Source organism: Acinetobacter sp. FDAARGOS_559 (assembly GCF_003940475.1).
Lineage (GTDB): Bacteria > Pseudomonadota > Gammaproteobacteria > Pseudomonadales > Moraxellaceae > Acinetobacter > Acinetobacter baumannii.
Genome location: NZ_RKJG01000005.1, coordinates 1,750,877 through 1,776,748, shown reverse-complemented (window position 1 = coordinate 1,776,748; position 25,872 = coordinate 1,750,877). Strand labels below are relative to the sequence as shown.

The window sequence follows — 25,872 nt, the reverse complement described above, 5'->3', positions numbered from 1 at the left end:
GCTCAGGATTACCACTGACGTCGACGTTTGGTGTAAACATAACTCGCAATAAAGAAGCCAAGCAGTACGCCACCTGCAAGAGTTACTGCGCCATATAAGAACATTTGAGCACTACGTTCACTTTGTAAAACTTGTACCTGAACAGACAAGTTATCGTTCTTTAGCTGCAATTCTTGGTTTTGTGCTAGCGCTTCAAGGTTTGCATGTTCTAGCTGTTTTAGACGAGATGCTTGATCTTGAACTAAAGCCTTAATTTTTGCATCTTGCTGTTGCTTGTTCTTTGCGATTTGTTCTGCTGTAAGCGGTTGTGTTGTGGTTGGTGCTGTTGTAGTTGCGGGTTTAGCTACAGTTGCAGAAGTAGGTGCTGGTTTAGCATTCTGTATTGACGCTGCAGTTGGAGGTGTTGCTGGTGTCGCAGCAGGTTCAACTGCTCCGGCAGTTGAACATATCAAACACAAGCCAAGAAAGCTTTTGGTTGCAAGCTGCATGCGTTTACCCTTTTGGAAATGCTTTATTAAATGGTTTGACATCAACATGACTATAGATGCCTTCTTTCAAAAATGGTTCTTCTTTTAACCATTCATCTAAGGCTTCACGTGTATCAAACTCTACAATCATGGTGCTGCCATAAAAACCAGCTTGCGGGTCATTAGGGTCTTTTGGCATCGCTCCAGCAGCAACTAGACGACCTTCATCATCAAGTTTTTGCAAACGTTCGATATGTTGAGGACGTACTGCTAAACGTTTCTCTAGAGTTCCTTCGTTATCGGTACAGCTTAGAACAAAAAAAGGCATGTCATCGTATCTCTATAATCAATCCGAAACCACATTAAGCATCTGGTGACTTAAAATGTTTACGTAAAATAATGAACTGAATAATGATAAATGAAAACATGACAATCATGTCACCAAATGCAGTAAATTCGCCCCAATATTTTCCGCCGTGGAATAAAAACGCAAAGAAAACATGTAAACCAGACATCACGACAAACATAGCTGCCCAAGCAAAGTTTAAATTTTTCCAACCTTTTTCGCTTAAGGCTAAAATCGGATCAAATAAACGTTGAATAAGGGGCTTACGGTCTTTACCAAACCAAGGTGAAACTAAGAAAGCACCTGCAAAAACTAGATTCAAAATAGCGGCTTTTAAGCGGATGTAAAAATCATCGCTCAACATAAGGGTAATACCACCAAAAATGACTGTCATGAACAGCACAATCCATTGCTGTTTATCTAGACGGAACTTTTGCATGATGAACAACGCACCATACACTACCAGCATTGAAATAATTAAACCGGTAGTAGCGACAAGAATATTATTATTATCAACACCGCCAGCAGACCCGATCAGTTTGAGTAAAGGATGCTGTGTATCGGCTGGATCAACTGTCTTATATAAATAAAAGAAAATAATTAATGGAACAAAGTCCAGTAGTGCTTTCATGTTAGAGTATCTGATCAGGTTTGGTGAATGGCATAGTATAAAAGATGCAAGGCATAGATTTACATACACATAGCAATATTTCTGATGGAACTTTGTCTCCGGAATTGCTAGTGCAAGCTGCTGTCGATGTGAAGTTGCATACTTTAGCGCTAACCGATCACGATACGATGGATGGATTACAGCGTGCAAGAAAGGCTGCACAACCCCATGATTTGCAAATTATTTCTGGTGTAGAGATTTCAAGCCAGTGGTCACGACCAAGCACGAAAAAAAGCTATGGCGTACATATTGTGGCTTTAAATATGCAAGATGAAGCTCCAATTTTAGAAGCATTAGAACAACAAAAAAGAATTAGAGCACAAAGAGCAGTAGTTATTTGTGAACTATTAAAAAAGTGTATTGGCTTTGATATTTATCAAGATGTTCTCGATAAAGTTGAAAATCAACCAGACCGGATTACCAGAACCCATATTGCTAAAACCTTAGTTGAAAAGAATGTAGTAAGTCGTCCTCAACAAGCTTTTGATCGTTTTTTAAAAGAAGGGAAGCGTGCTTTTGTAAAGTTTGAAGGATTGGGTTTGAAAGAGACCATTGAGGTTATTCATAACAGTAAAGGATTTGCAGTTTTAGCTCATCCAACTCGTTATGATTTGTCGGCTACAAATACCCGGTATTTGATTGAGTTATTTGCAAGTTGTGGTGGAGATGCGGTGGAGTTGCCGCCTCCTGTAGATCCTTTATCTACTCGCCAAATGATTGATCGTATGATTGACCAGCATCATTTGGCTATTTCAATTGGTAGCGATTTTCATGGTGAAAATATGCCGTGGATTAAATTAGGAAACACCCCTAAACCAGCGAGTAACCAGCAAGGCATTTGGGAACGTTTTATCTAATCGCATTTTAGAGCAAGTTGTTATCTTGAGCTTGAATTGGAGGAGGTGTGGGCTTACCAAGTGTCCCCAAAAGCTCAATTTCGATACTACGTACCATTGCATCTAAAGGTAAATCATTACTTTGCGTGCCAAATGGTTCTTCAATTTCGGTACTTAAAGCATCAAGTCCTAAAAATGTATAAGCCAGAATTCCAACCAGTAAAGGCGTTGCTAAACCAAGCAAAGATCCTAAGCTAAACGGCAACATAAAACAGAAAAAATAAACAGTACGGTTAAGCAAAACTGAATAAGCAAACGGAATAGGAGTATTTGCAATACGGTCACAGCCAGTTTGTACGACACTTAGATCTGCAACATTCTTATTCATTTGAGCATAAATAATATCTGAAATTTCCCCTTCTTTAAGCGCTTGTAATAATTCCCATTGAATAAGGCTAAGCGTATATTGCGGTGCGTTATTCTGTTGGTAAAGTTGGGTAAGTGCTTGTTGACTCATGCCACTGGTTTGTATTAGCTCGGTGGGGTTGGCTGTTTGACGGCGTAAACGGTCACGTAACACATTGGCGAATACAATAACGTGCTGAATGACACGTTCACGGCGGGCTTGAGTTAAAATCCGGCAGTCACGGTCGAAATGTCGCGAAGTCGCAATCAGGACCCCCCATAATTTTCGGGCTTCCCACCAGCGGTCATAACATGCAGTATTCTTAAAACCTAAAAAAATAGAAAGTACGACACCAATTAAAGTAAAGCCAACTAAAGGAATTTCTGGAAAACGATAGAGGTTAATGTATTCAACCCCACCAATGATTGCCGAAATCAGCATTACTACCCCTAAAGAGGGCAAAATTTTAGGTAATATCGTCCCTCGCCAAGAGAATAAAACTTTAAAAATACTGGGCTGTTCACGAACAATCATTTTATTTTAAACGTCGCTATTTTTGTTTTGATATTCTAAGCTTAGTGAAGCTTTGTCAATATCATTGAACGGCTATTGAGGTAGGGTTGAGCAGTTGTTGTTCAGCAAATGAAAAGCTACCTTCTGGCGAGATAATAAAATGGTCCAGCAGACGAATTTCAACAAGCTGACAGGCATGTTCAAGTTGCTGTGTGAGTTTAATATCTTCAGGAGAGGGCTGTGGGGAACCAAATGGGTGGTTATGTGCTATTACTAATTGGCAAGCGTGCTGTTGTAAGGCATAACGTAAGGTTTGATTCACTGAAACAGCGCAGTGTTGAACTGAACCAAAAAATAACTTTTTAAAATGTAGTTTTCTCAACTCGGCATCTAAGCAAAGTACCGCAAAGACTTCTTGTTTTTCACCTTTTAATTCGTAACGCAAATAATCTAGAACTAAATGAGAAGAATGAAGGCTTAGCTCAGTCTGACTAAAATGATAGTCGAGGTAACGCCGTCCAAGCTCTTTTACGGCCAGTAATTGGGAATACTTGGTAGCTCCAATACCATTAAATTGAGCCAATTCATTGAAAGATGCATCGAAAACAGCGTTTAGACTACCAAACTGTTGAATCAGTAAACGTGCGAGCTCTACTGCTGAATGTTGACGTGAACCTGAGCGAAGAAAGATCGCGAGTAGTTCAGAGTCAGAAAGGCTTTGAGGGCCTTGTTGTAATAACCGTTCTCTTGGCCGTTCTTGTTCTGGCCAATTTTTAATAGAAGTATTCATATTCCCCAGCAATATTCTGCTTAAAAATTTATTTTGTTTGCCCAATCAATCTTGGGTCTGCGCGTATTTAATGCTATTGTGAGCGCCACTGCAACAGAAAGGTATCCTGTTCGTGAGCTTTGATTTAAGTGTTATTCCTCATAAAAACATTGTTTTAGCTGTTACAGGTGGGATTGCTGCCTATAAGAGTGCCATTTTGGTCCGTCGTCTTAAAGATTATGGTTTTGACGTTCGGGTTGTGATGACACACGGGGCTCAAGCATTTATTACACCTCTAACTTTTCAGGCTCTTTCAGGAAATCCTGTACATACCGAGCTTTTAGACCCTGAGGCTGAAGCTGGAATGGGCCATATTGAATTGGCTCGTTGGGCTGATTTATTACTGGTTGCTCCAGCAAGCTGTGACACATTAGCTAAGTTTGCTAATGGTTTGGCAGATGACTTACTCAGTACTTTATTTTTAGCAACTAAAGCGCCTGTGTGGGTCGCTCCTGCGATGAACCAGCAAATGTGGGCTGCAAAAGCAACTCAGCGTAATTTGCAAACTCTGGTTGAAGATGGCGTGCATGTGATTATGCCAGATGCAGGGGAGCAGGCGTGTGGTGATGTAGGCTTAGGCCGTATGCCAGAACCAGAAGAAATTGCAAGGCAAGTGGCGGGTTATTTCCATCAAGCCCAACGTGCAATTGCTGAAAAATTTGGGTTGTTGGCAGGTAAGCGAGTTGTAATTACTGCTGGACCAACCCGTGAGGCGATTGACCCTGTCCGTTATATCTCAAATCATAGTACTGGAAAAATGGGCTTTGCTTTAGCTGCGGCATGTTATGCAGCAGGCGCAAAAGTTACGTTAATTGCTGGTCCCGTAAGTTTAGATACTCCAAACGGTGTTCAACGTGTAAATGTTGCTTCGGCTCGACAAATGTTAGATGTCAGTATGGAGTCGCTTGAGACTGGCTGTGACATCTTTATTGCAACGGCGGCTGTAGCTGATTATCGCGTCGCCGAAGTGGCAGAGCATAAAATTAAGAAAGCAGGGGATGAGCTGAATGTTTCCCTTGTAAAAAATCCGGATATTGTGGCAACGATTGCAGCTCAGGAAAAACGTCCATTTATGGTGGGCTTTGCTGCCGAAACGCAGAATGTTGAAGAATATGCAGCAGGGAAACTCGTTGCTAAAAAGCTAGATATGATTGCATGTAACGATGTTTCTCGCGCTGATATTGGCTTTGCTTCTGATGAAAATGCGATGACAGTATTTTTTGCTGAAAGTTACCATATGAAAAAACGTGAGTTAGAGAAAGCATCTAAGCAAGAAATTTCTCAACAATTGGTTGAAGCTATTTCGGATGCATTACGCCGTAAATAATTTTTGAACTAAATAAAAAAACCGCGAATAAATCGCGGTTTTTTTATAGTCTTATTTAGACAATCAAGGGATTTCATCTTCAAATTCAGGTTTGACCTGAACAATGAAGTCTTGACGGTTAAGACCACGCCATAAGGCAAATGCTGTACCGATATAAATCGAAGAGTAAGTACCGACAAAGACACCGACAAACATTGCAACAGAGAACCAGTGTAAGCCATCACCACCCAAGAACATCATTGCAAGTACTACGAGCAACAAGGTCATTGAGGTATGGATGGTACGACGTAAAGTCTCAGTTAACGCAATATCAACGATTTCACGTGGAGTTGCACCGCGAATTTTACGGAAATTTTCACGGATACGGTCTGAAACAACGATGTTATCGTTAAGCGAGAAACCAATCACCGCAAGTACCGCAGCTAAAACTGTCAGGTCAAATGGCCATTGGAATAAAGCAAATGCACCAATAATGATGATGATGTCATGGAATAAAGACATCACGGCACCCATTGCGAGTTTGAACTCAAAGCGAATGGTGACATAGATCAACATTAAAATCAGCGCAAGTGCAACAGCACCAGCCGAACGAACATAAAGCTCGTTACCTACCTGACCACCTACAGAGTCCACTTTATGAACTTCTGCTGCATTGTTTGGCAATTGCACAGCTTTGGTAATCGCATTATTAAGATCTTCAACCTTAATATCTTGTACTGGCATGCGAACAAGTAAGTCTTTATTACTACCCAAAGTTTGTACTACAGCATCTTTAAAACCAGCTTTGTCGAGAGCCTGAATAACTTCTGCCTGATTTGCTGGCTGAGCATAGTTAAGCTCAGCTGAAACACCACCTGTAAAATCCAAACCTAAGTTAAGACCTTTGGTCGCAATAAAGAAAATGCTCGCTAAAGTAATAAGGATCGAGAAGATTGCTGCAGGTTTAGCAATCTTCATGAATGGGATGATTTTTGCATCATCCGGACGACCATATTGTTTTGAAGGCTGTTGAGTCACTTTAGTCATCATAGATCTCCTTAAATGCTCAACTTTTTCAAGTTACGGCGTTTACCATAAATGATTTGTACAATCGCACGCGTTACTGTAATTGCAGTAAACATTGAGCAAATAATACCGATCATTAATGTCACGGCGAAACCTTTAATCGGGCCAGTACCGATTGCAAACAGAATGAATGCAACAAGGAACGTTGTTAAGTTCGAGTCGAAAATGGTGTTATAGGCTCGATCATAACCCGCCACAATGGCCTGTTTAGGTGAGGCCCCCCAGAGCATTTCTTCTCGAATACGTTCACATATCAGTACGTTGGCGTCGACGGCCATACCAATGGTAATGACGATACCCGCAATACCCGGTAAGGTGAGGGAAGCACCTATCCAAGACATAATGGTTAAAATCATTGCCAAGTTAAATACAAGTGCAAAGTTCGCGATTAAACCAAATAGACGGAAGAATACGACCATCCAGATTGCAACAAGCAAGAAACCGATTTGCGTTGATAGTACACCTTTATCAATGTTTTCTTGACCAAGGCTTGGACCAACAACACGCTCTTCAACGAAGTACATTGGCGCAGCTAAAGCACCGGCACGAAGCATTAACGCAAGTTCAGATGCTTCTTGAGGTGAACTTAAACCAGTAATACGGAAAGTTGAACCTAAAACGGCTTGAACGGTTGCGGCATTAATCACGACAGACTCGGTATATGGTGTACGAACTTCTGTTTGAGCACCAGTTTTTGGATCTGTAACGTAGCTAATCTTTTGTTTATTTTCGATGAACAATACCGCCATGCGTTTTCCAACTGCATTACGGGTTGCATCTGACATCAGCTTACCGCCAGCACTGTCGAGCGTAATATTTACTTCGGCACCACCAGAGTCTTGGCTAAAGCCAGAACTTGCATTTTGAACGCGTTCACCAGTCAAGATACGGTTACGTTGCAACAACAGTTGGCGACCACTATCTAAAGACTGATAAGCAAAAACTTCCGTACCCGGAGGTAACGGTTGACCATTATATTTACCCGTATATGGATCAATATATTGATCATTTAAGTCAGATACCAAACGGAATTCGAGGTTAGCAGTACGGCCTAAAACACGTTTAGCTTCTGCTGTATCTTGAACACCCGGTAATTCAACGACAATACGGTTGCTACCCTGACTTTGTACTAAAGCTTCTGCAACACCAAGTTCGTTAATACGATTACGTAGTGTTGTTAAGTTCTGATTAACTGCATAAGCCTGAATTTCTTGACGACGTACATCAGTATAAGTGAGCTTTAAGATTGAACCTGTCGTGCTCGCTAATGCCTGTTGGGTATATTCATTACCATTACGGCGTAAAAAATCCATTGCTGCATCACGATCCGCATTGTCAGCAAACTGAACAGTGATCACATTATTATTTAACGCAAGATTGTTAAATTTAATTTTGTTTTCACGGAACTGACGACGCAAATCAGTGGCAGAGGTTTCCATACGTTGGGAAATGGCTTTGTCCATATCTACTTCAAGCAAGAAGTGGACACCACCACGTAAGTCCAAACCAAGTTTCATTGGTTTCGCCCCAATTTTTTGCAACCATTCTGGAGTTGTTGGTGCAAGGTTTAGGGCTACAACATATTGATCACCTAAGTCACGGCGTAATACTTCTTTTGCTTTCAATTGCGCTTCAGAAGAGCTGACACGCAAGAGAGCAGCATTATTTGTAAAAGTATTATCGTGGCTTGCAATATTTGCTGTTTTTAAAATTTGCTCTGCTTTTTGCACCACACTTTGATCAATTTGGGTACCAGCTTTGGCACCGGAAATTTGAACGGCGGGCTCATCCGGATATAGACTAGGCAGTGCGTATAATGTACTGACTACCAGAACAACCAGAATCAGTAAATATTTCCATGCAGGGTAACGCATTCGCTTTCTTCTTAAATGAAAAAGCCGTGCTAAAGCACGACTGTTTTATGATTAAAGGTTATTTAGAGTGCCTTCTGGTAATACAGAAATTACGCTGGCACGCTGAATTTTTACTTCTACACCACGGTTAAGTTCAACAACCGCATAGTCACCTTCAAGTTTAGTTACTTTGCCCATTAAACCGCCAGCAAAGACAACTTCGCTACCAACACCCAAGCTTTCGATTAAAGAACGGTGTTCTTTTGCACGTTTTGCTTGAGGACGCCAAATTAAGAAATAGAAGATTGCAACGAATACAACAATCATCAAAATGTTTGGTAAAAGGCCAGGGCTTTGGGCTGCTGCTGGAGCTGCATGTGCAGTAGAAATGAACAAGCTCATTTTAATTTCCTAAAGTTAAAAAATATGAGTCAGATACCTGACATAATCCTAATTCGTTTTGCAATTTACCTTGTCTTGAGGTTGAGCGCAAATCTCGCTTATTCATCGACAGGGCATGGTGGAACTTCTAATCCGCGGCGGGCATAAAAGTCCTGAACAAATTCATCAAAAGTGTCATTGTCTAATGCATCACGCATACCTTCAGTTAAACGTTGGTAATAACGTAAGTTATGAATGGTACCAAGCATAGACGCCAACATCTCTCCACACTTCTCAAGGTGGAACAGGTAAGCACGAGTAAAGTTCTTACAGGTATAGCAATCGCAGTGTGGGTCAAGTGGTCCTTGGTCATGACGATATTTACTATTACGAATACGTACCAGACCATCAGTGACAAAATAATGACCATTACGTGCATTACGTGTTGGCATTACACAGTCAAACATATCGACACCACGGCGCACCGCTTCAACGATATCTTCAGGTTTACCTACACCCATCAGGTAACGTGGTTTGTCATGCGGCATCTTGTTTGGAAGATAATCTAAAACCTTGATCATCTCTTCTTTTGGTTCACCAACTGACAAACCGCCAATTGCGTAACCGTCAAAGCCGATTTCAAGTAAGCCATTTAAAGACTCATCACGTAAGTCTTCATACATGCCGCCTTGAATAATGCCAAATAACGCATTTTTATTTTTAAGTTCATCGTGGTGATGAGTTTTACAGCGTTTTGCCCAGCGCAAAGAAAGCTGTAATGATTTTTGTGCTTCTTCATGTGTCGCAGGATAAGGCGTACATTCATCAAAAATCATGACAATGTCAGAGTTCAATACATGCTGAATTTCCATTGAAATTTCAGGCGATAAAAAGACTTTTGAACCATCAATCGGAGAACGGAAAGTAACACCTTCTTCCTTAATTTTACGCATAGCGCCAAGACTAAATACTTGGAAGCCGCCAGAGTCAGTCAAAATTGGCTTATTCCATTTAATAAAGTCGTGCAAGCCGCCGTGTTGCTTGATCACTTCAAGGCCCGGACGCAAATATAAATGGAAGGTATTACCTAAAATAATTTGTGCCTGAATATCTTCAATATCACGTGGCAGCATGCCTTTGACTGTACCGTAAGTCCCCACCGGCATAAAAACAGGGGTTTCAACAACACCATGTTCTAAAGTTAAACGACCACGACGGGCACGACCCGACTGACCTAATTTTTCAAACTTCATTTAAAAATCCTGAACAATAGCAAGCAATGCCGTAGGGCAGTGCAAGGGCGAAAAAACAGTTCGCTGCTAAAAAGAGGGCTATTTTCCTTGATTCTGCGACGTAGTTCTACTACTAAATGTAGCTGACTATAAAATCGGGCAAATTTCTGGGTGACCGATTGTTTTTTTATTTCGACTAAAAGTTCGGTTTATAGTCAAAATTGTCAGTAACCAAGTTATCTCGAAAGGGACGAATTGTTTTTTTAGATAAAGTCATCGTATTGATAATATTATTTGGGAACACTTCAATCTGATTATTAAATACTTCGACGTTGCGGTTAAAAATGCTGATTGCCGCGCCGACATTTTCGTTTTGTTCCTGAATATCATCCATCATTTTGCTATAGAGTATATCTGCTTTTAGTTCAGGATAATTTTCAACCACCACATTTAGGCTGCGGATTAGCTCTTTACTCATTTTTTCGATCTGTTGTAATTGAGCAATATCAGTATGATCGACATTCAAACTTAGAATTTGCTGACGTAAAGCAGTTACTTGTTCTAAAGTTGACTTCTCGAACTGAGTATATTGATTGAGTGTGGTTTCTAGTGCTTCAAGTGTTTTTACTTTCTGGCGTTCGAAATTTGCAACCTCAGCCCAAGCGCGTTTGGTCGCATTGAAATAACGCACAATGTTATTGCGAATGTGGATGCCCCACGCAATCAGTACGACGAAAATCCCCAAGAAAATGAATAAGCCTGTCATTTTTACTCCTCTTATTGTTATTCCCTCATTATGCTCTCTAACTTCTTATTTTTTTAATAAGTTGCCAGTTCAGCAGTACGAGAGATTTATTTAATTAAATTAAGCATGAATTGCTGAAATTTTTCATATTGCGGCATGGTCATGGTACGTAAATGTCCACGTAATGCTGGAATATCATGAATTTCACTACGTTTGCGGGTGGTTTGAAAAAGATCTTGCTCACCGAGATAACATAATATTTGCTCTTCATGATGATAAATTAAATCCCCTCTAAAATGTTGAAAAAAATCATGAAGTTTTAACGTTAGACTTGGGCTCATTTCTTTAGCTAACTGGTGCTGGTTGGTTCCGAAAATACTCAGTTCTTGGTTAATGAGAATGTCGCTACTTTGCCATTCGCTTAAGTATGGTTCAAAAAAGCGAGAACGTTGATTACTTACAGCAATACCTAAAGCTGGCATTTGAAAAATAAAAGCGCCCCATAAGTCTTTATGAATCTCTTTTACTATTTTTTTATCGCTGTTCTGGTCTTGAAGAATAGGTAAATTATTTACATAGTGGTATTTAAATAGCAGGACTTGATGATCTGTAATGCCGTCATTCCATGTTACTGAAGCAAACTCGGTAATTTCATTCGCTTCATTGCCTCGGTTAAAAAGTGGAAAGTGTTGTTTTAATTTGCTTAAGACTAAAATGGGTTGAGCTTGTATTGGAAGATAAGCTGGTAACTGCTGAAACTTTAGACCATAACGTAAAGCAGTCATACGCTGTTCTAAATAATGAATAACTTCAGTTAAAGGTTTTTGCGGTTCATAGAGCAAATAGGCGAGGAAACCAGTTAAAAATGCCCATAATAGACTCCAAATATATTGAATATGAGGATGAAAAAAATATCCAAACAATAGCGTCGTAATACTGCAAATACTTAATAAATACGATAGGGTATTCACAAAAAGAAGGTTATGATCTTCACGCCATGGATGTAATGCGTTTAAGAGTTCTTGATCTGTTTGTGACTTTTGTCCAGCATCCCAAAGTCGGGCAATATTACGAAAGACTTGTGTATTTTTTTTACGTCTTATATGAAGTGCTTGTTGTGCGGTATCAATTGGCATGAAGGTAATGAGTTGATTATCATAAATTGCTAACTCTAGATTATCTTTTAAATTGAAAGAGATAAATAGAAATACTAAGACTATTTTTATTTTAATTATAGATGCTGGGTTAAACCTCAAATTAACTAATAAGACTTAATCCAGCTTTAATCTTTAAACTTCTAATTTATCAATCAGCATTGCATCACCATAACTAAAGAAGCGATAGCGATCTTTAACGGCATGTTCGTAAGCAGCCAAAATATTTTCTCTATTTGACAATGCTGAAACTAACATGAGCAGGGTAGACTCAGGTAAATGGAAGTTAGTAATTAATCGGTCTACGATACAGAACTCATAACCCGGATAAATAAAGATTTGCGTATCACCAGTCCATGCTGCGATTTTTCCGCCATGCGCTTGAGCTGCACTTTCTAAAGCACGTGTTGCAGTTGTACCAACAGCAATCACTTTATTACCGCGTGCTTTAGTTGCCAAAATTAAATCAATGGTTTCTTGAGGAACATCACACCATTCACTGTGCATAACATGATTTGTAATGTCATCAGTGCGTACAGGCATAAAAGTACCTGCACCGACGTGAAGAGTCACAAAGGTTTTCTTAACGCCTTTTTGGTCTAACTTTGCTAACAACTCTTCGTCAAAATGCAAGCTTGCTGTTGGGGCAGCCACACTGGCAATTTTTTCTGGATTATGGAAAACCGTTTGATAGCGTTCAGTGTCAATTTCTTCTGCTTCACGATTGAAGTAAGGCGGAATAGGTAACTGACCATATTGCTCAAGTACTGGCAAAATTGGTTGTGAAAACTCAACGACAAATAAGTTTTCGTGACGGCCACGCACAATCACAGGAATATTGTCTGCACCGACAAAAAGCTCAGCCCCTGCTTTAGGTGAATTGCTCGCTTTAATATGGCAATACGCTGTGGTGTGGTTCAGCATACGCTCAACCAAAATTTCAATCGCCCCACCTGTGGCACGTTTTCCTTTCAGTCGAGCCTTCATGACTTTGGTATCGTTGAGTACCAATAAATCGCCTTCTTCGAACAGATCAATAATATCTGTGAACATATGATCGTGATATTGGCCCTTAGCATCTAAATGCAATAAACGCGAAGCACTACGTGTTTCGAGTGGGTAACGGGCAATAAGTTCATCGGGTAGTTCAAAGGAAAAGTCAGACAGTTGCATATTTGAGAAAAAACACCGCAAAAATTGCGCCTAGTATAAACTTTTTCGCTTTTTAATGGCTGTGCTTCTGGCCTAAATCATGAAAAATGTTTAAATGATCTAAAAGTGAACGATAATATTCACTTAGGGTTTGACAAGTTTTGCAAACGCGCTAATATACGCAACACAAACATACTTCCTCTCCCGAGGTGGTGAAATTGGTAGACGCGGCGGACTCAAAATCCGCTGTCAGAGATGACGTGTCGGTTCGAGTCCGACCCTCGGGACCAAGATTCAGAATCTTATGATTCTACGAAAACCCCTAAACTGACGGTTTAGGGGTTTTTTGTTGGATATAAAAAAGTTCCTAGACTTTAAGAAATTATGAGCTACTTGCTTTGGTTCCGAGGGTCGGGATCAAATCGCTTATAAATTTAGAGCTATTAAAAGTCTTTTAATTTTTCAATTTAAGAAAACTTTATTTAAATATGAAATGCATTTGATAAAAGCAAAATTTGAGTCGAAGTTAAGGTTTCATATTTATAAGATGATTTAAGTTAATTTTTATCTCTTTTTTAGCTAATTTTGACTTCTTATTTCTTATTACTTACAACTCTTTCTTCCAAAAAAATTGTTGTATTTTTCTAAAGCATACCCACTTTATGTATCTGAAAACCTTTAATTGAAACTTCACATTTCTATTTCGAAAAGAAAGTTGCTCTTTTAATGTACTGTGTTAAAGTTTGTAGTAGATCATAATGATTATAAGTACATTCTTCAAAAGAGCGGTTCCGACCAACAATGACAAAATCTGTGAGGCGGGCATGACACAGCGATTAGAACTACATCAGGTAGAGCAGTTAACAGCTTGTAAGATATCACTATTACTTGGATTAAATGCCGAGCAGAATTATATTGAGCAATTTTTCCGGTTTAGTCTTCGCCTGTTGAAGTGTCAAAAAGCTTTGCTTACTTTTAATCAGGAACCTTATTTTTGGCATCATTGCCCAGATGGCATGACTGCAATTTCCTTTAAACCTTCAAGACACCTAAAACAATGTTTTGCTAAACAACAGGTGATTCATCACAATCATCCTTCTTATCAAAATTTAATCAACTATTTAAAAGAGCTAAATATTGAATGTGGGCGTGCCTTAGCTGTCCATTTGGTGCAGCCTGACCAGACATCTATGGGATTTGCAGTTTTCTTCGATGACGATGAAAATTGTTTTGAAGATGATCAAATTCAGTTGCTTCTCGATTACTGTTCTAGTTTTATGCAACAAGTCGAGTTGAAGTTTAATTATGAAGAATTAAATGAACTCTATGAGCAGCAAGTCGCGCTGAACTCGAGTAAAACAAAGTTCTTTTCCATTATTTCGCATGACTTGCGGGCACCATTTCATGGCTTGTTAGGTTTCTCCGAAGTGTTAGCTAAAGAACGTGAAACACTGGATGAATCGAGTATTCAAAACATTGCCGATTATTTATACGACACTTCTCAATCGACCTATAACTTACTTGAAAGTTTGCTGACATGGGCAATGGCCGAAGGTGGTCGCTTTGTTTATCACCCAATTAATTTTAAGCTTAGACAAGTGAGCAATATTGTTTGTGATGTGCTGCATACTTTGGCTTTAAAGAAAAATATTGAATTGGTAAATGCGGTTTCCGAAGATTTAAAAATCTATGCCGATATCAATATGATGACTTCCGTGATCCAAAACTTGGTGTCAAATGCATTGAAATTTACCGATGTTGACGGCTCTGGAAAAGTGTTCATTGAAGCAAAGCAGGTGGGTACAAATGTCGAAATCACTGTGCGTGATACAGGGCTTGGCATGACTGAACAGCAAATGGCAAATTTATTCCATCCGCGTATTACAGCAAGCTTTAAAGGCACCGCTGGGGAAAAAGGTGCGGGTTTAGGTTTGAGCTTATGTAAGCGTTTTGTCGAGATTAATCAGGGGAAAATTAGTGTAACTTCCCAAAAAGGAGTGGGAACGACATTTAAAGTTTTATTACCCTCTGCTCAAGAAGTTCCTGAACATCATATAGAACAACAAAATACATCTGAAGCAAAATTGGTTTAATCCCTTTTCCTACTACTACTTGAACTGCTATAACTAAAAAGAGAGTCTGAGGAAAAGAGCTTTTTTATATGAATGCGGAGCAGTTACAAAAAACATTGCGTGCCAGCCAATATGCTGAACAAGTTTTAGGGTTACATCAGGCTGTTTTAGAACAAGATTATCAAATAGATCAATTTGCTGCACCGCTCTCAACAGAACAAATTTACCAACTTGTAGACACCACCCTTGACGGAATTGGCGATGAAATAACGTGGATGCGTGCGCTTCGTATACTGCGCAGTCGTTTAATGTTTCGCTGGATCTGGCAAGATGCCAATCAACTGACGGATGTCGTTACACTTACTCGTGAACTTTCAGACTTTGCCGATGCAAGTATTTGTGCCGCAAAGGCTTTTGCTCGTGTTGCATTGGTTGCTAAACATGGCGAACCATTAAGTTATTCAGGCAAAGTTCAAGATTTGATTGTGGTTGCCATGGGTAAGCTTGGGGCACAGGAATTAAATCTATCAAGTGATATCGACCTGATTTTTGCCTTTGATGAGCAAGGCGAAACCAACGGTCGTAAATGTATTGATGTACAGCAGTTCTGTATTTTGTGGGGACAAAAACTTATTTATTTACTTGAACATATCACCGCAGATGGTTTTGTGTTTCGAGTAGACATGCGTTTACGGCCTTGGGGAGATGGCTCTGCATTAGCGATTAGTCATGCAGCTTTAGAAAAATATTTAAGTCAGCATGGCCGTGAATGGGAACGTTACGCATGGATTAAGGCACGCGTTGTCACGGGGGGTAAAGAAGGGCAAGACTTATTAGAAATGACACGTCCTTTTGTATTCCGCCGTTATGTCGATTACACCGCTTTTGCTGCCATGCGCGATATGAAAGCGATGATTGAGCGCGAAGTATTACGTCGGCATATTGAAGATGACATTAAACTCGGGGCAGGCGGTATACGCGAAATTGAGTTTATTGTTCAGGTGTTCCAGCTTATTTACGGCGGTTCTAAACGTGAGCTGCAAGACCGTCAATGTTTAGTCAGTCTTGAACATATTGGTGAGGCAGGCTTGTTAGAAAAACAGGCCGTACTAGAGCTTGAAGATGCTTACCTGTTTTTGCGCCGTGTTGAACATGCGATTCAAGCCTTGAATGATCAGCAAACGCAACTATTACCAGAAGAAGCAGATTTACGACAACGCATTATAGATACTTTGGGTTTTACGAGTTGGAATGAATTTATTGATGTTCTTAACGAGAAACGCCAAAAAGTAAAAGTTCAGTTTAAGCAGCTCATTGAAGACACAAGTTCCAATGCAGCTACCGAGAACTTTGGACAGTTAGAGCAGCAGCTAGATGAAGTGTTAGATGATAATGCAAAAAATCTAATTCATGAGTTCTGGCATGGTCATGCACTTAAAAAACTTCCTTCCAATGCCGTGCAGCGTTTAAAAACGTTTTGGCCCCATTTAATTGAAGCCATTTTACAGTCTGAACAACCACAAACTGCATTATTACGTTTAATGCCACTGATTGAATCAGTCATGCGTCGTACCGTCTATTTAGTAATGCTGATTGAAAGTAAAGGGGCATTACAACGCTTAGTAAAAATGGCGACAGTGAGCCCGTGGATTTGTGAAGAGTTAACGCAATATCCGGTATTGCTGGATGAGTTCTTGTCGATGGACTTTGAATTACCAAAACGTAAGGACTTGGAAGACTCATTACGTCAGCAATTACTTCGTATCGAAATTGATCAGGTTGAAGATCAAATGCGGGTACTTCGCCTGTTTAAAAAGAGTAATGTGTTAACGGTCGCTGCAAGTGATGTGTTAGCTGAAAGTCCTCTTATGAAGGTCTCTGATGCTTTGACAGATATTGCAGAAGTCAGTGTCAATGCAACCCTTAATTTAGCTTATCAGACCGTAGCAAAACGTCATGGTTACCCAAAAGATGTCGAGGGAAAACGTTGTTCACTCGATTATAAAGCTTTTGCCGTTATTGGTTATGGCAAGGTGGGTGGTATTGAGCTGGGTTATGGTTCGGACTTAGATCTTGTCTTTATTCACTATCTAGATGAACAAGCCGACACGGATGGTACTAAGTCAATAACTGGTTTTGAGTTTGCTATGCGTGTCGCTCAAAAGTTTATGTCTTTAATGACCACTCAAACGCTTGATGGCCGTGTTTATGAAATTGATACACGTTTAAGACCTTCAGGTGAGGCTGGTTTATTGGTGACAAGCCTGAAAGCCTATGAGCATTATCAGTTGAAAAGTGCATGGCTTTGGGAGCATCAGGCATTAGTTCGTGCGCGTTCTATTGCAGGTGATGAAGCGCTTTGCCAAAAATTTGAAATATTTCGCCGCGAGATATTGACTCAATCTAGAGATGAGGCTTATGTTCGTGAGGAAGTGCTGAAAATGCGTCAGAAAATGAAAGACCACTTAGGTTCATCTTCTGAACAAAAAAAACATGGTATTTTTCATTTAAAACAGGACGCAGGTGGTATCGTAGATATCGAATTTATGGCACAGTATGCTGTACTTGCATGGAGCGGGACGAAACCCGATCTCGCCCATTATTCTGATAATGTAAGAATATTAGAAGATGCTGCTAAAGCAGACTGCTTATCCAGTGAAGATGCCACAGCATTAATTCGAGCCTATCTTAGTGAACGTGCCGAAAGCCACCGCTTAGCCCTTGCGAATCAATCCATGCAAGTAAGCGCAGCGGACTGGCGTAGTACCCGTGCGGTAGTTTGCAATTTATGGCAAAGATTAATAGACCCAACCGCCTCGGTTGAGTTGGATAGTGAATGATTTTATAACAATTTGGAGTGTTCCATGAATTTGGCTGATCGTGATGGTTTTATTTGGCAAGATGGACAATTAATTGATTGGCGTGATGCAAAGATTCACGTTTTAACCCATACTTTACACTACAGTATGGGCGTATTTGAGGGTGTTCGTGCTTATGAAACTCCTAAAGGTACTGCAATTTTCCGTCTTCAAGACCACACAAAACGTTTGTTAAATTCAGCAAAAATTTATCAAATGAAAGTGCCGTATGATCAAGCAGCGCTTGAACAAGCACAAATCGATGTTGTTCGTGAAAATAAATTAGCTTCTTGCTATTTACGTCCACTGATCTGGATCGGTTCAGAGAAACTTGGTATTGCAGCAACAAATAACACTATTCATGCCGCTGTTGCAGCATGGGCATGGGGTGCATATCTTGGTGATGAAGCAATGGCGAAAGGTATTCGCGTTAAAACTTCATCATTTACTCACCATCATCCAAACGTGACCATGTGTAAAGCAAAAGCATCTGGTAACTACACGTTGTCAATTCTTGCTCACCAAGAAGTTGCACATTCGGGTTACGATGAAGCAATGCTTATGGACCCACAAGGTTATGTATGCCAAGGTTCTGGTGAAAACGTATTCTTGATTAAAGATGGTGTTTTACACACTCCAGATATTGCGGGTGGCGCACTTGACGGTATTACACGCCAAACAGTGATGACGATTGCTAAAGATCTTGGTTATGAAGTTGTTGAGCGTCGTATTACGCGTGACGAATTCTATATTGCCGATGAAGCATTCTTCACAGGTACTGCTGCTGAAGTAACACCAATTCGTGAATACGATGACCGTCAAATCGGTGCGGGTTGCCGTGGCCCAATTACCACTGAAATCCAAAAGACTTTCTTTGATGCAGTTCAAGGTAAAAATCCAAAATATGAACACTGGTTAACTTACGTAAAATAAGTTAATCCGTTAACATGAAAAGGCGAACGTTGGTTTCGCCTTTTTATTTTTGGGTTAGGGAGCTTTTATGCATATTGTCTATGTCTCTGATGGTAAAGCAGGGCATCGCTCACAAGCTTTAGGCTTGTTTCAGGCGATGCAAAGACAGCAGGCAAATGCAACTTTTGAAGAAGTCTCTATTAATGACTTGCCTGTTATGTCCTTAATCAAAGCGCTTTTTTCTTCAAAAAAATCTCTATTTCAACAGGTGCCCGATTTTATATTTGGTGTTGGAAGTCATACGCATTTTCGTGTCTGGTTGCTCGGTAAAATTTTCAAAAAGGCTAAGACCATTATTTTAATGAAGCCAAATTTACCGACGGTTTGGTTTAATTATGCTGTGATTCCAGAGCACGACGGTATTCCTGCGAATAATCGAGTAGTTGTTACGCGTGGGGCATTAAATCCCATTCGTAATGAAAAACGCCATCAAGCTTCTAGAATTTTAATTGCATTAGGTGGTTCGTCAAAACGGCATCAATGGAACCAAGAAAAAGTATTATTAAGCGTGCAAAAGATTGTTGAGAATAATCCGGATGCTGAAATCATTCTAACGACTTCACGTCGAACCCCAGCAGAGTTTATTGATATTTTAAGACAACAAAGTTTTGCCCAGCATTTACAAATATTTCCGGTTGAGCAAACACCTCAAGGCTGGATTTTTGAAGAGATGCAAAAAGCAGAAGCTGTATGGGTAACAGAAGATAGCGTTTCTATGGTTTTTGAAGCACTTACTGCGGGTTGTCGCGTAGGGGTCATAGCAATCGATCGGTTGAAAGACGATAGAATTACGCACTCGATTGATCAAATGATAGAATCACAACTAATTTCACAGAATACTTGTGTCGTACAGTTGCCACAACCTTATGCTTTTAAAGAAGCAGACCGTGTGGCAACATATCTTTTAGCGAAATAATGAGTTTGGCATTGTGTTTTATATCCTGATTTTACTGATCTTGCTTATTGTGTTATTTAGCTATAAGTATGCGTGGTGGAAGCCAGCAGTGGATTGGAATCGACCACGTGTATTGATGTATCACATGGTACGAGATCATATTAATGGTGCCAAATTTAATAAGCTTCGGGTCAAGCCCGCTGAGTTTGAAAAGCAAGTTGCCTGGATGAAAGCGCAAGGCTTCCATTTTGTAACGATGCACGAATTGCAAGAGAACTGGGGAAAGCACCCAGCCAAAACAGTTGCCATTACCTTTGATGATGGTTATTTAGACAACTTACAAAATGCTTATCCTATTTTAGAAAAATATCAGGCCAAGGCAACCATATATGTTGTGGTTGATCGTCATGATCGTGATTGGTCGACTTATAAAAAAGCCCATCATAATAGTGGCGAATTGGCACGTGAGCCAAAACTGAGTGATGGACAAGTCCGATTTTTGGCAAAGAGTGGTTTAGTTGAAATAGGCTCACATACCATGACTCATGCCAATTTGGACAAGTTGACAGATGAAGAGTGTTTGCAGGAGTTGGGGCAATCGAAACAACAGCTTGAGCAGATGATTGACCAACTTGTGACCAGTTTTGCCTATCCTTTTGGAATTTATAGTCAGCGTGACGTTGAACTGGCCAAACAGGCAGGTTATCGTAATGCCGTGACCACCAAAGAGGGTATTGATATTGCACAGCCTGACTTTATGCAGTTACAGCGCATCAAGATCAGTGGTAAAGATTCGCTATTTGCAGTGAAATGTCGCTTGAAACTGGGTCAGCGCGGGTTATAAGAGAGAATAACAATGCATATTTGTATGGTCATGGCGGGTGACGAAGAAGGCGGTTTGGAAAAACATGTGGTTGAACTGGCAAATGGTTTGGCACAGGCGGGGCAAAAGGTGACACTCATCGCGCATGAAAAGTATGCTGAGCGAGTCAGTGGTGTTGAATTTAAAGCTTTGGATTTAAGCAAGAGCCGTAAAAACCCGATTTTGCTGTGGCAGTTGTATCAGACCATTAAAGCCACGCATGCTGATGTCCTGCATGTGCAAGCCAACAAAGCCGTATCCATGATTGCCCCCATGCTGAAATGGTTGAAAATTCCCAGTGTGGCGACACTCCATAACCTAAAACGTAATGTTCAGGCATTTGAAAAATATGATCGAATTATTGCAGTGAGTCGACGGGTCGCCAATCAGTTTAGTCAGCAAGACCGTGTGCGTGTAGTCTTAAATGGGATTCAGCCACCTGTACATCAGGCAGCACAAAAACAGCCACATCAACCTTTACAAGCGATTGCGGTTGCACGTCTCGTGCCTGCCAAAGGTTTTGATTTACTGGTTCAAGCATGGCAAGGCATTGATGCCAAGCTCTGGATTGTGGGAGATGGGCCAGATCGCGATTTACTACAAGAAAAAATTCAGCAGTATGCTTTAACAGATCGTATTGAATTGCTTGGGCATCGCAATGATATTACGATGTTGATGCAACAAGCAGACTTTCTGGTGATTTCATCACGTAATGAAGGTGGGCCTTATACCTTGGCAGAAGCCTTGTTGGTACATTGTCCTGTCATTTCAACTGATGTGGGCATGGTGGCAGAAGTCTTACCTGCTGAGCTGATTTGCCCTGCAAATGATGTCACTGCTTTACATGATTTAATTCAACAGCATGTGCAGCATTTTGAGCAGCTCACTGAGCGTTCAGAACCGATTTATCAATCTGCCCAGCAACAGCTAACGCTAGAAGCTGTGCTACACAATACCCTACAGGTTTATCAGGAACTGAGTCATGCATAACCAACCGAAAAGTAAAAAAACAGTATGGGTGGTCAGCGATGGTGTGCCAGGGCATTTTAATCAGTCTAAAGGGGTGTTGTTTGCACTTGAGCGTGATTTTGAGCTAGACGTGCACTGGATTGAACTGACACTCAAACATAAGTTTTATCGTCGTCCTTTGACTTGGCTATTAAATTGTAAAATCCCTAAAGCAGAAAAAATTCATCAGTTTTATCAGGGAGATGTTTTGCCAAATGCACGCCCAGATATTGTGGTTGGTGCAGGTGGAAATAGTGCCTATGCGATTGTGTGGTTATCTAAAGCACTTGGTGCAAAAAATATTTTCTGTGGTTCATTGCGTCAACTGAAAGCTGAATTGTTTGATGCAATATTGGTGCTCGAACCAGATTTGCCAAAACCATTTATTAGCTTGCCTGTGTCGCCGATGCCTTTAAGTCAGGCAACCTTGCAACAGCATGGCAAGCAATGGCACTCCGAGCATCCACATGTCGAGCAGCAAGTATGGACCATGCTGATCGGTGGAGATGGCGCGGGAGCACAGTATCAGGAGCAGGATTGGATTCAACTGGCAAAACAGATGAACCTGCTGGCACGTCAGCATCGGATTAAATGGTTGCTCAGCACTTCACGCCGTACAGGGAAACAGGCTGAAAAAATTCTGCAGCAGTACTTAAATTTTGAATGTATTGTAGATGTAGTGTGGTGGGCAGAACAGCCACGTGCAGTTTTGCATCAGTTTTTGGCAGTTTCGACACGCACATTTTGTAGTGCAGATTCTATGTCTATGCTCATGGAAAGTGTTTCTGCCATGCGTCCTGTAGTTGCTTATTTGCCTGAGCATTGGCAACCCGATGAACAATTCGGAAATGTATTGAAACGCTTGGAAGCGGATCATCTTATCCATATTTCGCCTATAGCTCAGTTAAGTCAGATTAAAGATAGCGAAGATAAGATGAAATCATTAAAATATGAACCGAGTGAACAATTGGCAAAACTGCTAAAAGAAAGGTTATTCCCTTGAAAAAACTAAAAATCATAAATGCCGTTTATGGTGATGCAACGGGTGGTCGTTGGCAGGCAATGCTTGATATTGCAAATACCTTAAAAAGTTTTGGACATGAAGTGGTTTTGCTGCGTGGTACTGAAAATCAGCATCTCAAAAGTGGTGAATGGCCAATCACAGTGATTCCGAATAAAGGTTTTTATAGTGTCACTGCGGCATTAAAAATTCGTAAGTTCATCGAGCAGCAAAAACCAGATGTGATTATTGCCCATAGTGGTAAGGCTGTGTGGTTATTTAAAAATGCTATGCTGGGAATGTCGAAAAAAATTCCAGTGATTGCAGTCAACCACAGCCATAACGTCAAACGTACCTTACGTGCAGATGCATTTATTCATATTACGCCGTATGTACAAGAGTTGGTGCAAAAGCGCCAAACGCCTGAAGAGCGCGCTACAAAACCACAGCAAGTGATTTCAAATTTAACATATCTACCAAAGGTTACTGCTGAGCCATGTTTAATTAAACAGCCACCAAACATTGTGATGTTAACGCGTATGGTACCCAATAAAGGTGTTCATGTGCTGATTGATGCTTTAGCAATTCTTAATAATAAAGGCTTGCCATTTCATGCAGTTTTGGCAGGACAAGGTGAAATGTTAGAACAGTGTAAGGCACAAGCACAAAGATTGGGTTTGGCTGATAAGGTTGAATTCCCAGGGTGGATTGGAGGCGAAGATAAAATTGCATTATTGCAAAATGCTGATATCGTGGCGCTGCCATCAATTACTGAGATTCAGGGGATTGGTATTTTAGATGCCTTTGCATGGGGTAAAACCCTGATCACTACGGATGACATCGGGATTCGTCAAACAGCAAAGCATGGAATTAATGCTTGGTGTGCCAAAGCTGATGATGCACAAAGTCTTGCTAATGGTATTGAATACTTGATTCAACATCCAGATGAAGCTTTAAAGTTCGCTCAGCAAGGCAAAAAAGAGGCATTAGAAAAATACTGTTTTGAGCAGATTGCGAAAAAGCATAATGCATTTGTGAATGAGGTTTATGAATTTTATATGAAGTAAAATTCATAAAGGTTTTATAAAATTTTAAATGAATGAAAATATGAAATTTTCATTCATTTTTATATTGATTATTTTTTAATGTAATTTGCTAATTTATTTGAGATATTAATGGAGTATTTGTCAACTAGCTTGTAAAATAAGATAGAGAAAACAATAGATGTAAAAATTGTGATTAAACTGGAGATTATTGCTGAAAAGAAGAAAGATTCTCCGAGATTTTTTATAAAAAAATTAAATACTGGTATACCGATAATGTATAAAATAACAAGATGATTTAAATATATTGAAAATGATAGCTTTCCTAAATTTATTAAGACTTTTTTGCTAAGTATTTGAGATAAATAATGAGATTTTAAAATGGCGTATGTTATAAATAAACTTCCAGTAAATATAGTGTAATCATAACTTTTTTTACTATGGTTTGAGGCTTCATAAATAATTTGATAACTTGCGCTTGTTTTATGGAAGCCTATAAAATATAAACCAAGAATTAGCAAGAATAAAGATAAATATTTGTTAATATTTTGCATGTGATATATAGCCATCCCAAGAATGAAACTTAATATTCCTAAAAGAAAAATTTTTGAAATGCTAAGAGAAATTATTAAAAATAGGAAAGTAAAAAAATAAAAATGTTTAATTTTTTGAATGTTTTTTAAATAAATTAGATAAAATATAATTAAAGAGCCAATTAATTCATTTTTCATCGTCCAAAGCACCGTATTGTATTTAGACTCTGCAAATATAAATGGAGTAATTAAACTTGAGTAGATGCTATTTAAAAAACTAATATTTTGCGGTATAAGTTGGCTAAACCAATTTGTAGTTTTAGATAAATCAATAGAAATATGAAAAATTAAATAAGAAATAATACATGAACATAATGCAGGTATAGCAAGCCGAGGATAGCGCTTTATTATTGATGTTTTTAGTTTGATTTTTGGATTTTTTGCATTTAAGTTTGCTGCTGTTAAAACATATCCACTTAATATAAAGAAAATATAAACAGCACCAGTGCCAGAAATAAAGAATAAAAAAGGTGAATTATGCATTGATGCTAAAAAATCACTTGAAGGAAAGTTTTCTTGTGAAAAATAGTTGTGAAGTTGAGGGAAGAAAGTTAATGAAAGGTGTGATAGAACTACTATTATACATGCTATACCACGCAAACCTTCCGCTGCTAAATTTTTATTTATCATATTAATTTCCCAAATTATGAAATTTTAACAATATACATCATTTAAATTTTTTAGTATATAATATAGAAATTCTCTGAATTTTATATGCTTCTATGGTGTTGATATGAATAAAAAAATAACAGTTGTTACAGCTTTTTTTGATATTGGGAGAGAGAATTGGACAGTAGAAAAAGGGTTTCCTGACTATTTATTTAGAACTCCAGATAGTTATATAAATTATTTTAAGTATTTAGCTTTATTAAACAATGAAATGATTATTTTTACTTCTGAAAAGTTCAAAGAGAAAATTTTAGAAATTAGAGAAAATAAACCAACTCATGTTGTTGTGGTTAATTATCCTGAAGATTTTTTAAAATATAGAAATAGAATTGAGGAAATTCAAAATAGTAATGAATTTAAAAGCAGGGTATCTCCGAAGCAAATTATTAATCCTGAATATTGGTCTCCAGATTATACTTTGTTGACTAATTTGAAATCTTATTTTGTTAAAAGGGCAATTGAATCTAATTTGATAACAAATAATTTGGTTGCTTGGATTGACTTTGGTTATTGTAGAGATATACAGACATTGAATGGTGTTCAAGAATGGAAGTATGACTTTGATGAGGAAAAAGTACATTTTTTTACGCTGAAAAAAATACCGAAATTAACTAAAGAGAGAGTATTAAAAGCAATATTTGAAAATGAGGTTTTTATTATAGGCGGTGTTGCAATAGCTTCTAAAGAAAAGTGGTTAGAATTGCAAAAAATAATTTATTCTTGTCAGTTAGAGCTTCTAAATGAAAATATTGTTGATGATGATCAAGGTATATATTTGATGGCTCTTTTAAAGAGCAGAAATTTGATCCAAGAACATCGTTTAGGAAAAAATCAATGGCGTACTTTATTTTTAAGATATGATGAAACTTCTAAATTGAATGTTATTCAAAAAATCAGAAAATATTTAGGAAAATTTTAATATAA

At 39.1% G+C, this 25,872-nt stretch carries 24 protein-coding genes and 1 tRNA gene; 12 read left to right on the top strand and 13 right to left on the bottom strand.

Features of this window, described 5'->3' with window-relative positions; genetic code table 11:
• Positions 1 to 8 precede the first annotated feature (8 nt).
• The 3 genes from EGS71_RS09900 to EGS71_RS09890 are packed head-to-tail and all read right to left on the bottom strand — an operon-like array spanning position 9 to position 1,444.
• Positions 9 to 488, bottom strand: a complete 480-nt coding sequence (locus tag EGS71_RS09900) for a hypothetical protein (RefSeq protein ID WP_001175198.1) — start codon at positions 486 to 488, stop codon at positions 9 to 11.
• Positions 489 to 492: 4 nt separating this feature from the next.
• Positions 493 to 795, bottom strand: a complete 303-nt coding sequence (locus EGS71_RS09895; RefSeq protein WP_001115787.1) for a YciI family protein — start codon at positions 793 to 795, stop codon at positions 493 to 495.
• 34 nt (positions 796 to 829) lie between these two features.
• Positions 830 to 1,444 carry a septation protein IspZ gene (locus tag EGS71_RS09890; protein ID WP_000645707.1) on the bottom strand — a complete coding sequence of 205 codons (615 nt, stop codon included), beginning with the start codon at positions 1,442 to 1,444 and terminating at the stop codon, positions 830 to 832.
• Between the two features lie 44 nt (positions 1,445 to 1,488).
• Between EGS71_RS09890 and EGS71_RS09885 the strand changes: the two genes are divergently transcribed.
• Positions 1,489 to 2,340, top strand: a complete 852-nt coding sequence (locus EGS71_RS09885; protein WP_001161528.1) for a PHP domain-containing protein — start codon at positions 1,489 to 1,491, stop codon at positions 2,338 to 2,340.
• Between the two features lie 7 nt (positions 2,341 to 2,347).
• Here EGS71_RS09885 and EGS71_RS09880 read toward each other — a convergent pair whose 3' ends face one another.
• Positions 2,348 to 3,259, bottom strand: coding sequence for a bestrophin family protein (locus tag EGS71_RS09880; protein ID WP_000637023.1), 912 nt, complete (start codon positions 3,257 to 3,259; stop codon positions 2,348 to 2,350).
• A 61-nt stretch (positions 3,260 to 3,320) separates the two neighbouring features.
• A complete protein-coding gene (radC, locus tag EGS71_RS09875) occupies positions 3,321 to 4,040 on the bottom strand; it encodes a RadC family protein (protein ID WP_085943986.1) in 720 nt (239 codons plus the stop codon).
• 100 nt (positions 4,041 to 4,140) lie between these two features.
• Here radC and coaBC point away from each other — a divergent pair, with 100 nt between their 5' ends.
• A complete protein-coding gene (gene coaBC / locus EGS71_RS09870) occupies positions 4,141 to 5,394 on the top strand; it encodes a bifunctional phosphopantothenoylcysteine decarboxylase/phosphopantothenate--cysteine ligase CoaBC (RefSeq protein WP_000006958.1) in 1,254 nt (417 codons plus the stop codon).
• Positions 5,395 to 5,457: 63 nt separating this feature from the next.
• Here the strand turns inward: coaBC and secF are convergent, their stop codons facing one another.
• The 7 genes from secF to queA form a co-directional block, all read right to left on the bottom strand.
• The gene (secF, locus tag EGS71_RS09865; RefSeq protein ID WP_001984787.1) at positions 5,458 to 6,423 is read right to left on the bottom strand and encodes a protein translocase subunit SecF; all 966 of its coding nucleotides are present in this window, start codon (positions 6,421 to 6,423) and stop codon (positions 5,458 to 5,460) included.
• A gap of 8 nt (positions 6,424 to 6,431) precedes the next feature.
• Complete coding sequence (gene secD / locus EGS71_RS09860; protein ID WP_001270222.1) at positions 6,432 to 8,333, bottom strand: protein translocase subunit SecD; 1,902 nt, start codon at positions 8,331 to 8,333, stop codon at positions 6,432 to 6,434.
• A gap of 51 nt (positions 8,334 to 8,384) precedes the next feature.
• Positions 8,385 to 8,714, bottom strand: a complete 330-nt coding sequence (yajC, locus tag EGS71_RS09855) for a preprotein translocase subunit YajC (RefSeq protein WP_000051669.1) — start codon at positions 8,712 to 8,714, stop codon at positions 8,385 to 8,387.
• 98 nt (positions 8,715 to 8,812) lie between these two features.
• Positions 8,813 to 9,946 (bottom strand): tRNA guanosine(34) transglycosylase Tgt, encoded by a 1,134-nt coding sequence (tgt, locus tag EGS71_RS09850; RefSeq protein ID WP_000667230.1) that lies wholly within the window; start codon positions 9,944 to 9,946, stop codon positions 8,813 to 8,815.
• A gap of 175 nt (positions 9,947 to 10,121) precedes the next feature.
• Positions 10,122 to 10,691, bottom strand: coding sequence for a LemA family protein (locus EGS71_RS09845; RefSeq protein ID WP_000147158.1), 570 nt, complete (start codon positions 10,689 to 10,691; stop codon positions 10,122 to 10,124).
• An 86-nt stretch (positions 10,692 to 10,777) separates the two neighbouring features.
• Complete coding sequence (locus EGS71_RS09840) at positions 10,778 to 11,806, bottom strand: hypothetical protein (protein ID WP_001121089.1); 1,029 nt, start codon at positions 11,804 to 11,806, stop codon at positions 10,778 to 10,780.
• Between the two features lie 153 nt (positions 11,807 to 11,959).
• Positions 11,960 to 12,997 carry a tRNA preQ1(34) S-adenosylmethionine ribosyltransferase-isomerase QueA gene (gene queA / locus EGS71_RS09835; RefSeq protein ID WP_001177138.1) on the bottom strand — a complete coding sequence of 346 codons (1,038 nt, stop codon included), beginning with the start codon at positions 12,995 to 12,997 and terminating at the stop codon, positions 11,960 to 11,962.
• A gap of 182 nt (positions 12,998 to 13,179) precedes the next feature.
• Between queA and EGS71_RS09830 the strand changes: the two genes are divergently transcribed.
• The 9 genes from EGS71_RS09830 to EGS71_RS09790 all read left to right on the top strand — a co-directional run bounded on the left by EGS71_RS09830 (position 13,180) and on the right by EGS71_RS09790 (position 23,710).
• Positions 13,180 to 13,266: transfer RNA gene (locus tag EGS71_RS09830), tRNA-Leu, on the top strand.
• A gap of 534 nt (positions 13,267 to 13,800) precedes the next feature.
• Entirely contained in the window at positions 13,801 to 15,069 is a 1,269-nt protein-coding gene (locus EGS71_RS09825) for a sensor histidine kinase (protein ID WP_000194111.1), read from the top strand.
• 68 nt (positions 15,070 to 15,137) lie between these two features.
• Positions 15,138 to 17,888, top strand: a complete 2,751-nt coding sequence (gene glnE, locus EGS71_RS09820; RefSeq protein WP_000990834.1) for a bifunctional [glutamate--ammonia ligase]-adenylyl-L-tyrosine phosphorylase/[glutamate--ammonia-ligase] adenylyltransferase — start codon at positions 15,138 to 15,140, stop codon at positions 17,886 to 17,888.
• A 24-nt stretch (positions 17,889 to 17,912) separates the two neighbouring features.
• Positions 17,913 to 18,839, top strand: coding sequence for a branched-chain amino acid transaminase (locus tag EGS71_RS09815; protein WP_001046506.1), 927 nt, complete (start codon positions 17,913 to 17,915; stop codon positions 18,837 to 18,839).
• A gap of 67 nt (positions 18,840 to 18,906) precedes the next feature.
• Complete coding sequence (locus EGS71_RS09810; RefSeq protein WP_000548426.1) at positions 18,907 to 19,794, top strand: mitochondrial fission ELM1 family protein; 888 nt, start codon at positions 18,907 to 18,909, stop codon at positions 19,792 to 19,794.
• A 13-nt stretch (positions 19,795 to 19,807) separates the two neighbouring features.
• On the top strand, positions 19,808 to 20,617 hold the full coding sequence (locus EGS71_RS09805) for a polysaccharide deacetylase family protein (protein WP_000499402.1): 810 nt from the start codon (positions 19,808 to 19,810) through the stop codon (positions 20,615 to 20,617).
• A 12-nt stretch (positions 20,618 to 20,629) separates the two neighbouring features.
• Positions 20,630 to 21,625 carry a glycosyltransferase gene (locus EGS71_RS09800; RefSeq protein ID WP_000546718.1) on the top strand — a complete coding sequence of 332 codons (996 nt, stop codon included), beginning with the start codon at positions 20,630 to 20,632 and terminating at the stop codon, positions 21,623 to 21,625.
• Positions 21,618 to 22,646: an ELM1/GtrOC1 family putative glycosyltransferase gene (locus tag EGS71_RS09795; protein ID WP_000551862.1), complete on the top strand. Its 1,029-nt coding sequence runs from the start codon at positions 21,618 to 21,620 to the stop codon at positions 22,644 to 22,646. Before EGS71_RS09800 ends, EGS71_RS09795 begins: the two co-directional genes overlap by 8 nt.
• Complete coding sequence (locus EGS71_RS09790) at positions 22,643 to 23,710, top strand: glycosyltransferase family 4 protein (RefSeq protein WP_000734175.1); 1,068 nt, start codon at positions 22,643 to 22,645, stop codon at positions 23,708 to 23,710. Before EGS71_RS09795 ends, EGS71_RS09790 begins: the two co-directional genes overlap by 4 nt.
• 68 nt (positions 23,711 to 23,778) lie before the next feature.
• Here EGS71_RS09790 and EGS71_RS09785 read toward each other — a convergent pair whose 3' ends face one another.
• Positions 23,779 to 24,909 carry an acyltransferase family protein gene (locus EGS71_RS09785; RefSeq protein WP_000608844.1) on the bottom strand — a complete coding sequence of 377 codons (1,131 nt, stop codon included), beginning with the start codon at positions 24,907 to 24,909 and terminating at the stop codon, positions 23,779 to 23,781.
• Positions 24,910 to 25,012: 103 nt separating this feature from the next.
• Here EGS71_RS09785 and EGS71_RS09780 point away from each other — a divergent pair, with 103 nt between their 5' ends.
• Entirely contained in the window at positions 25,013 to 25,867 is an 855-nt protein-coding gene (locus EGS71_RS09780; RefSeq protein WP_001035148.1) for a WlaTC/HtrL family glycosyltransferase, read from the top strand.
• The last annotated feature ends 5 nt before the right edge of the window (positions 25,868 to 25,872 follow it).

Coding starts and splice junctions, on each gene's coding strand:
- EGS71_RS09900 (WP_001175198.1), bottom strand. CDS start 488: ATGCAGCTTGCAACCAAAAGCTTTCTTGGCTTGTGTTTGATATGTTCA.
- EGS71_RS09895 (WP_001115787.1), bottom strand. CDS start 795: ATGCCTTTTTTTGTTCTAAGCTGTACCGATAACGAAGGAACTCTAGAG.
- EGS71_RS09890 (WP_000645707.1), bottom strand. CDS start 1,444: ATGAAAGCACTACTGGACTTTGTTCCATTAATTATTTTCTTTTATTTA.
- EGS71_RS09885 (WP_001161528.1), top strand. CDS start 1,489: ATGCAAGGCATAGATTTACATACACATAGCAATATTTCTGATGGAACT.
- EGS71_RS09880 (WP_000637023.1), bottom strand. CDS start 3,259: ATGATTGTTCGTGAACAGCCCAGTATTTTTAAAGTTTTATTCTCTTGG.
- secF (WP_001984787.1), bottom strand. CDS start 6,423: ATGATGACTAAAGTGACTCAACAGCCTTCAAAACAATATGGTCGTCCG.
- secD (WP_001270222.1), bottom strand. CDS start 8,333: ATGCGTTACCCTGCATGGAAATATTTACTGATTCTGGTTGTTCTGGTA.
- yajC (WP_000051669.1), bottom strand. CDS start 8,714: ATGAGCTTGTTCATTTCTACTGCACATGCAGCTCCAGCAGCAGCCCAA.
- tgt (WP_000667230.1), bottom strand. CDS start 9,946: ATGAAGTTTGAAAAATTAGGTCAGTCGGGTCGTGCCCGTCGTGGTCGT.
- EGS71_RS09845 (WP_000147158.1), bottom strand. CDS start 10,691: ATGACAGGCTTATTCATTTTCTTGGGGATTTTCGTCGTACTGATTGCG.
- EGS71_RS09840 (WP_001121089.1), bottom strand. CDS start 11,806: ATGCCAATTGATACCGCACAACAAGCACTTCATATAAGACGTAAAAAA.
- queA (WP_001177138.1), bottom strand. CDS start 12,997: ATGCAACTGTCTGACTTTTCCTTTGAACTACCCGATGAACTTATTGCC.
- EGS71_RS09825 (WP_000194111.1), top strand. CDS start 13,801: ATGACACAGCGATTAGAACTACATCAGGTAGAGCAGTTAACAGCTTGT.
- glnE (WP_000990834.1), top strand. CDS start 15,138: ATGAATGCGGAGCAGTTACAAAAAACATTGCGTGCCAGCCAATATGCT.
- EGS71_RS09815 (WP_001046506.1), top strand. CDS start 17,913: ATGAATTTGGCTGATCGTGATGGTTTTATTTGGCAAGATGGACAATTA.
- EGS71_RS09810 (WP_000548426.1), top strand. CDS start 18,907: ATGCATATTGTCTATGTCTCTGATGGTAAAGCAGGGCATCGCTCACAA.
- EGS71_RS09800 (WP_000546718.1), top strand. CDS start 20,630: ATGCATATTTGTATGGTCATGGCGGGTGACGAAGAAGGCGGTTTGGAA.
- EGS71_RS09795 (WP_000551862.1), top strand. CDS start 21,618: ATGCATAACCAACCGAAAAGTAAAAAAACAGTATGGGTGGTCAGCGAT.
- EGS71_RS09785 (WP_000608844.1), bottom strand. CDS start 24,909: ATGATAAATAAAAATTTAGCAGCGGAAGGTTTGCGTGGTATAGCATGT.
- EGS71_RS09780 (WP_001035148.1), top strand. CDS start 25,013: ATGAATAAAAAAATAACAGTTGTTACAGCTTTTTTTGATATTGGGAGA.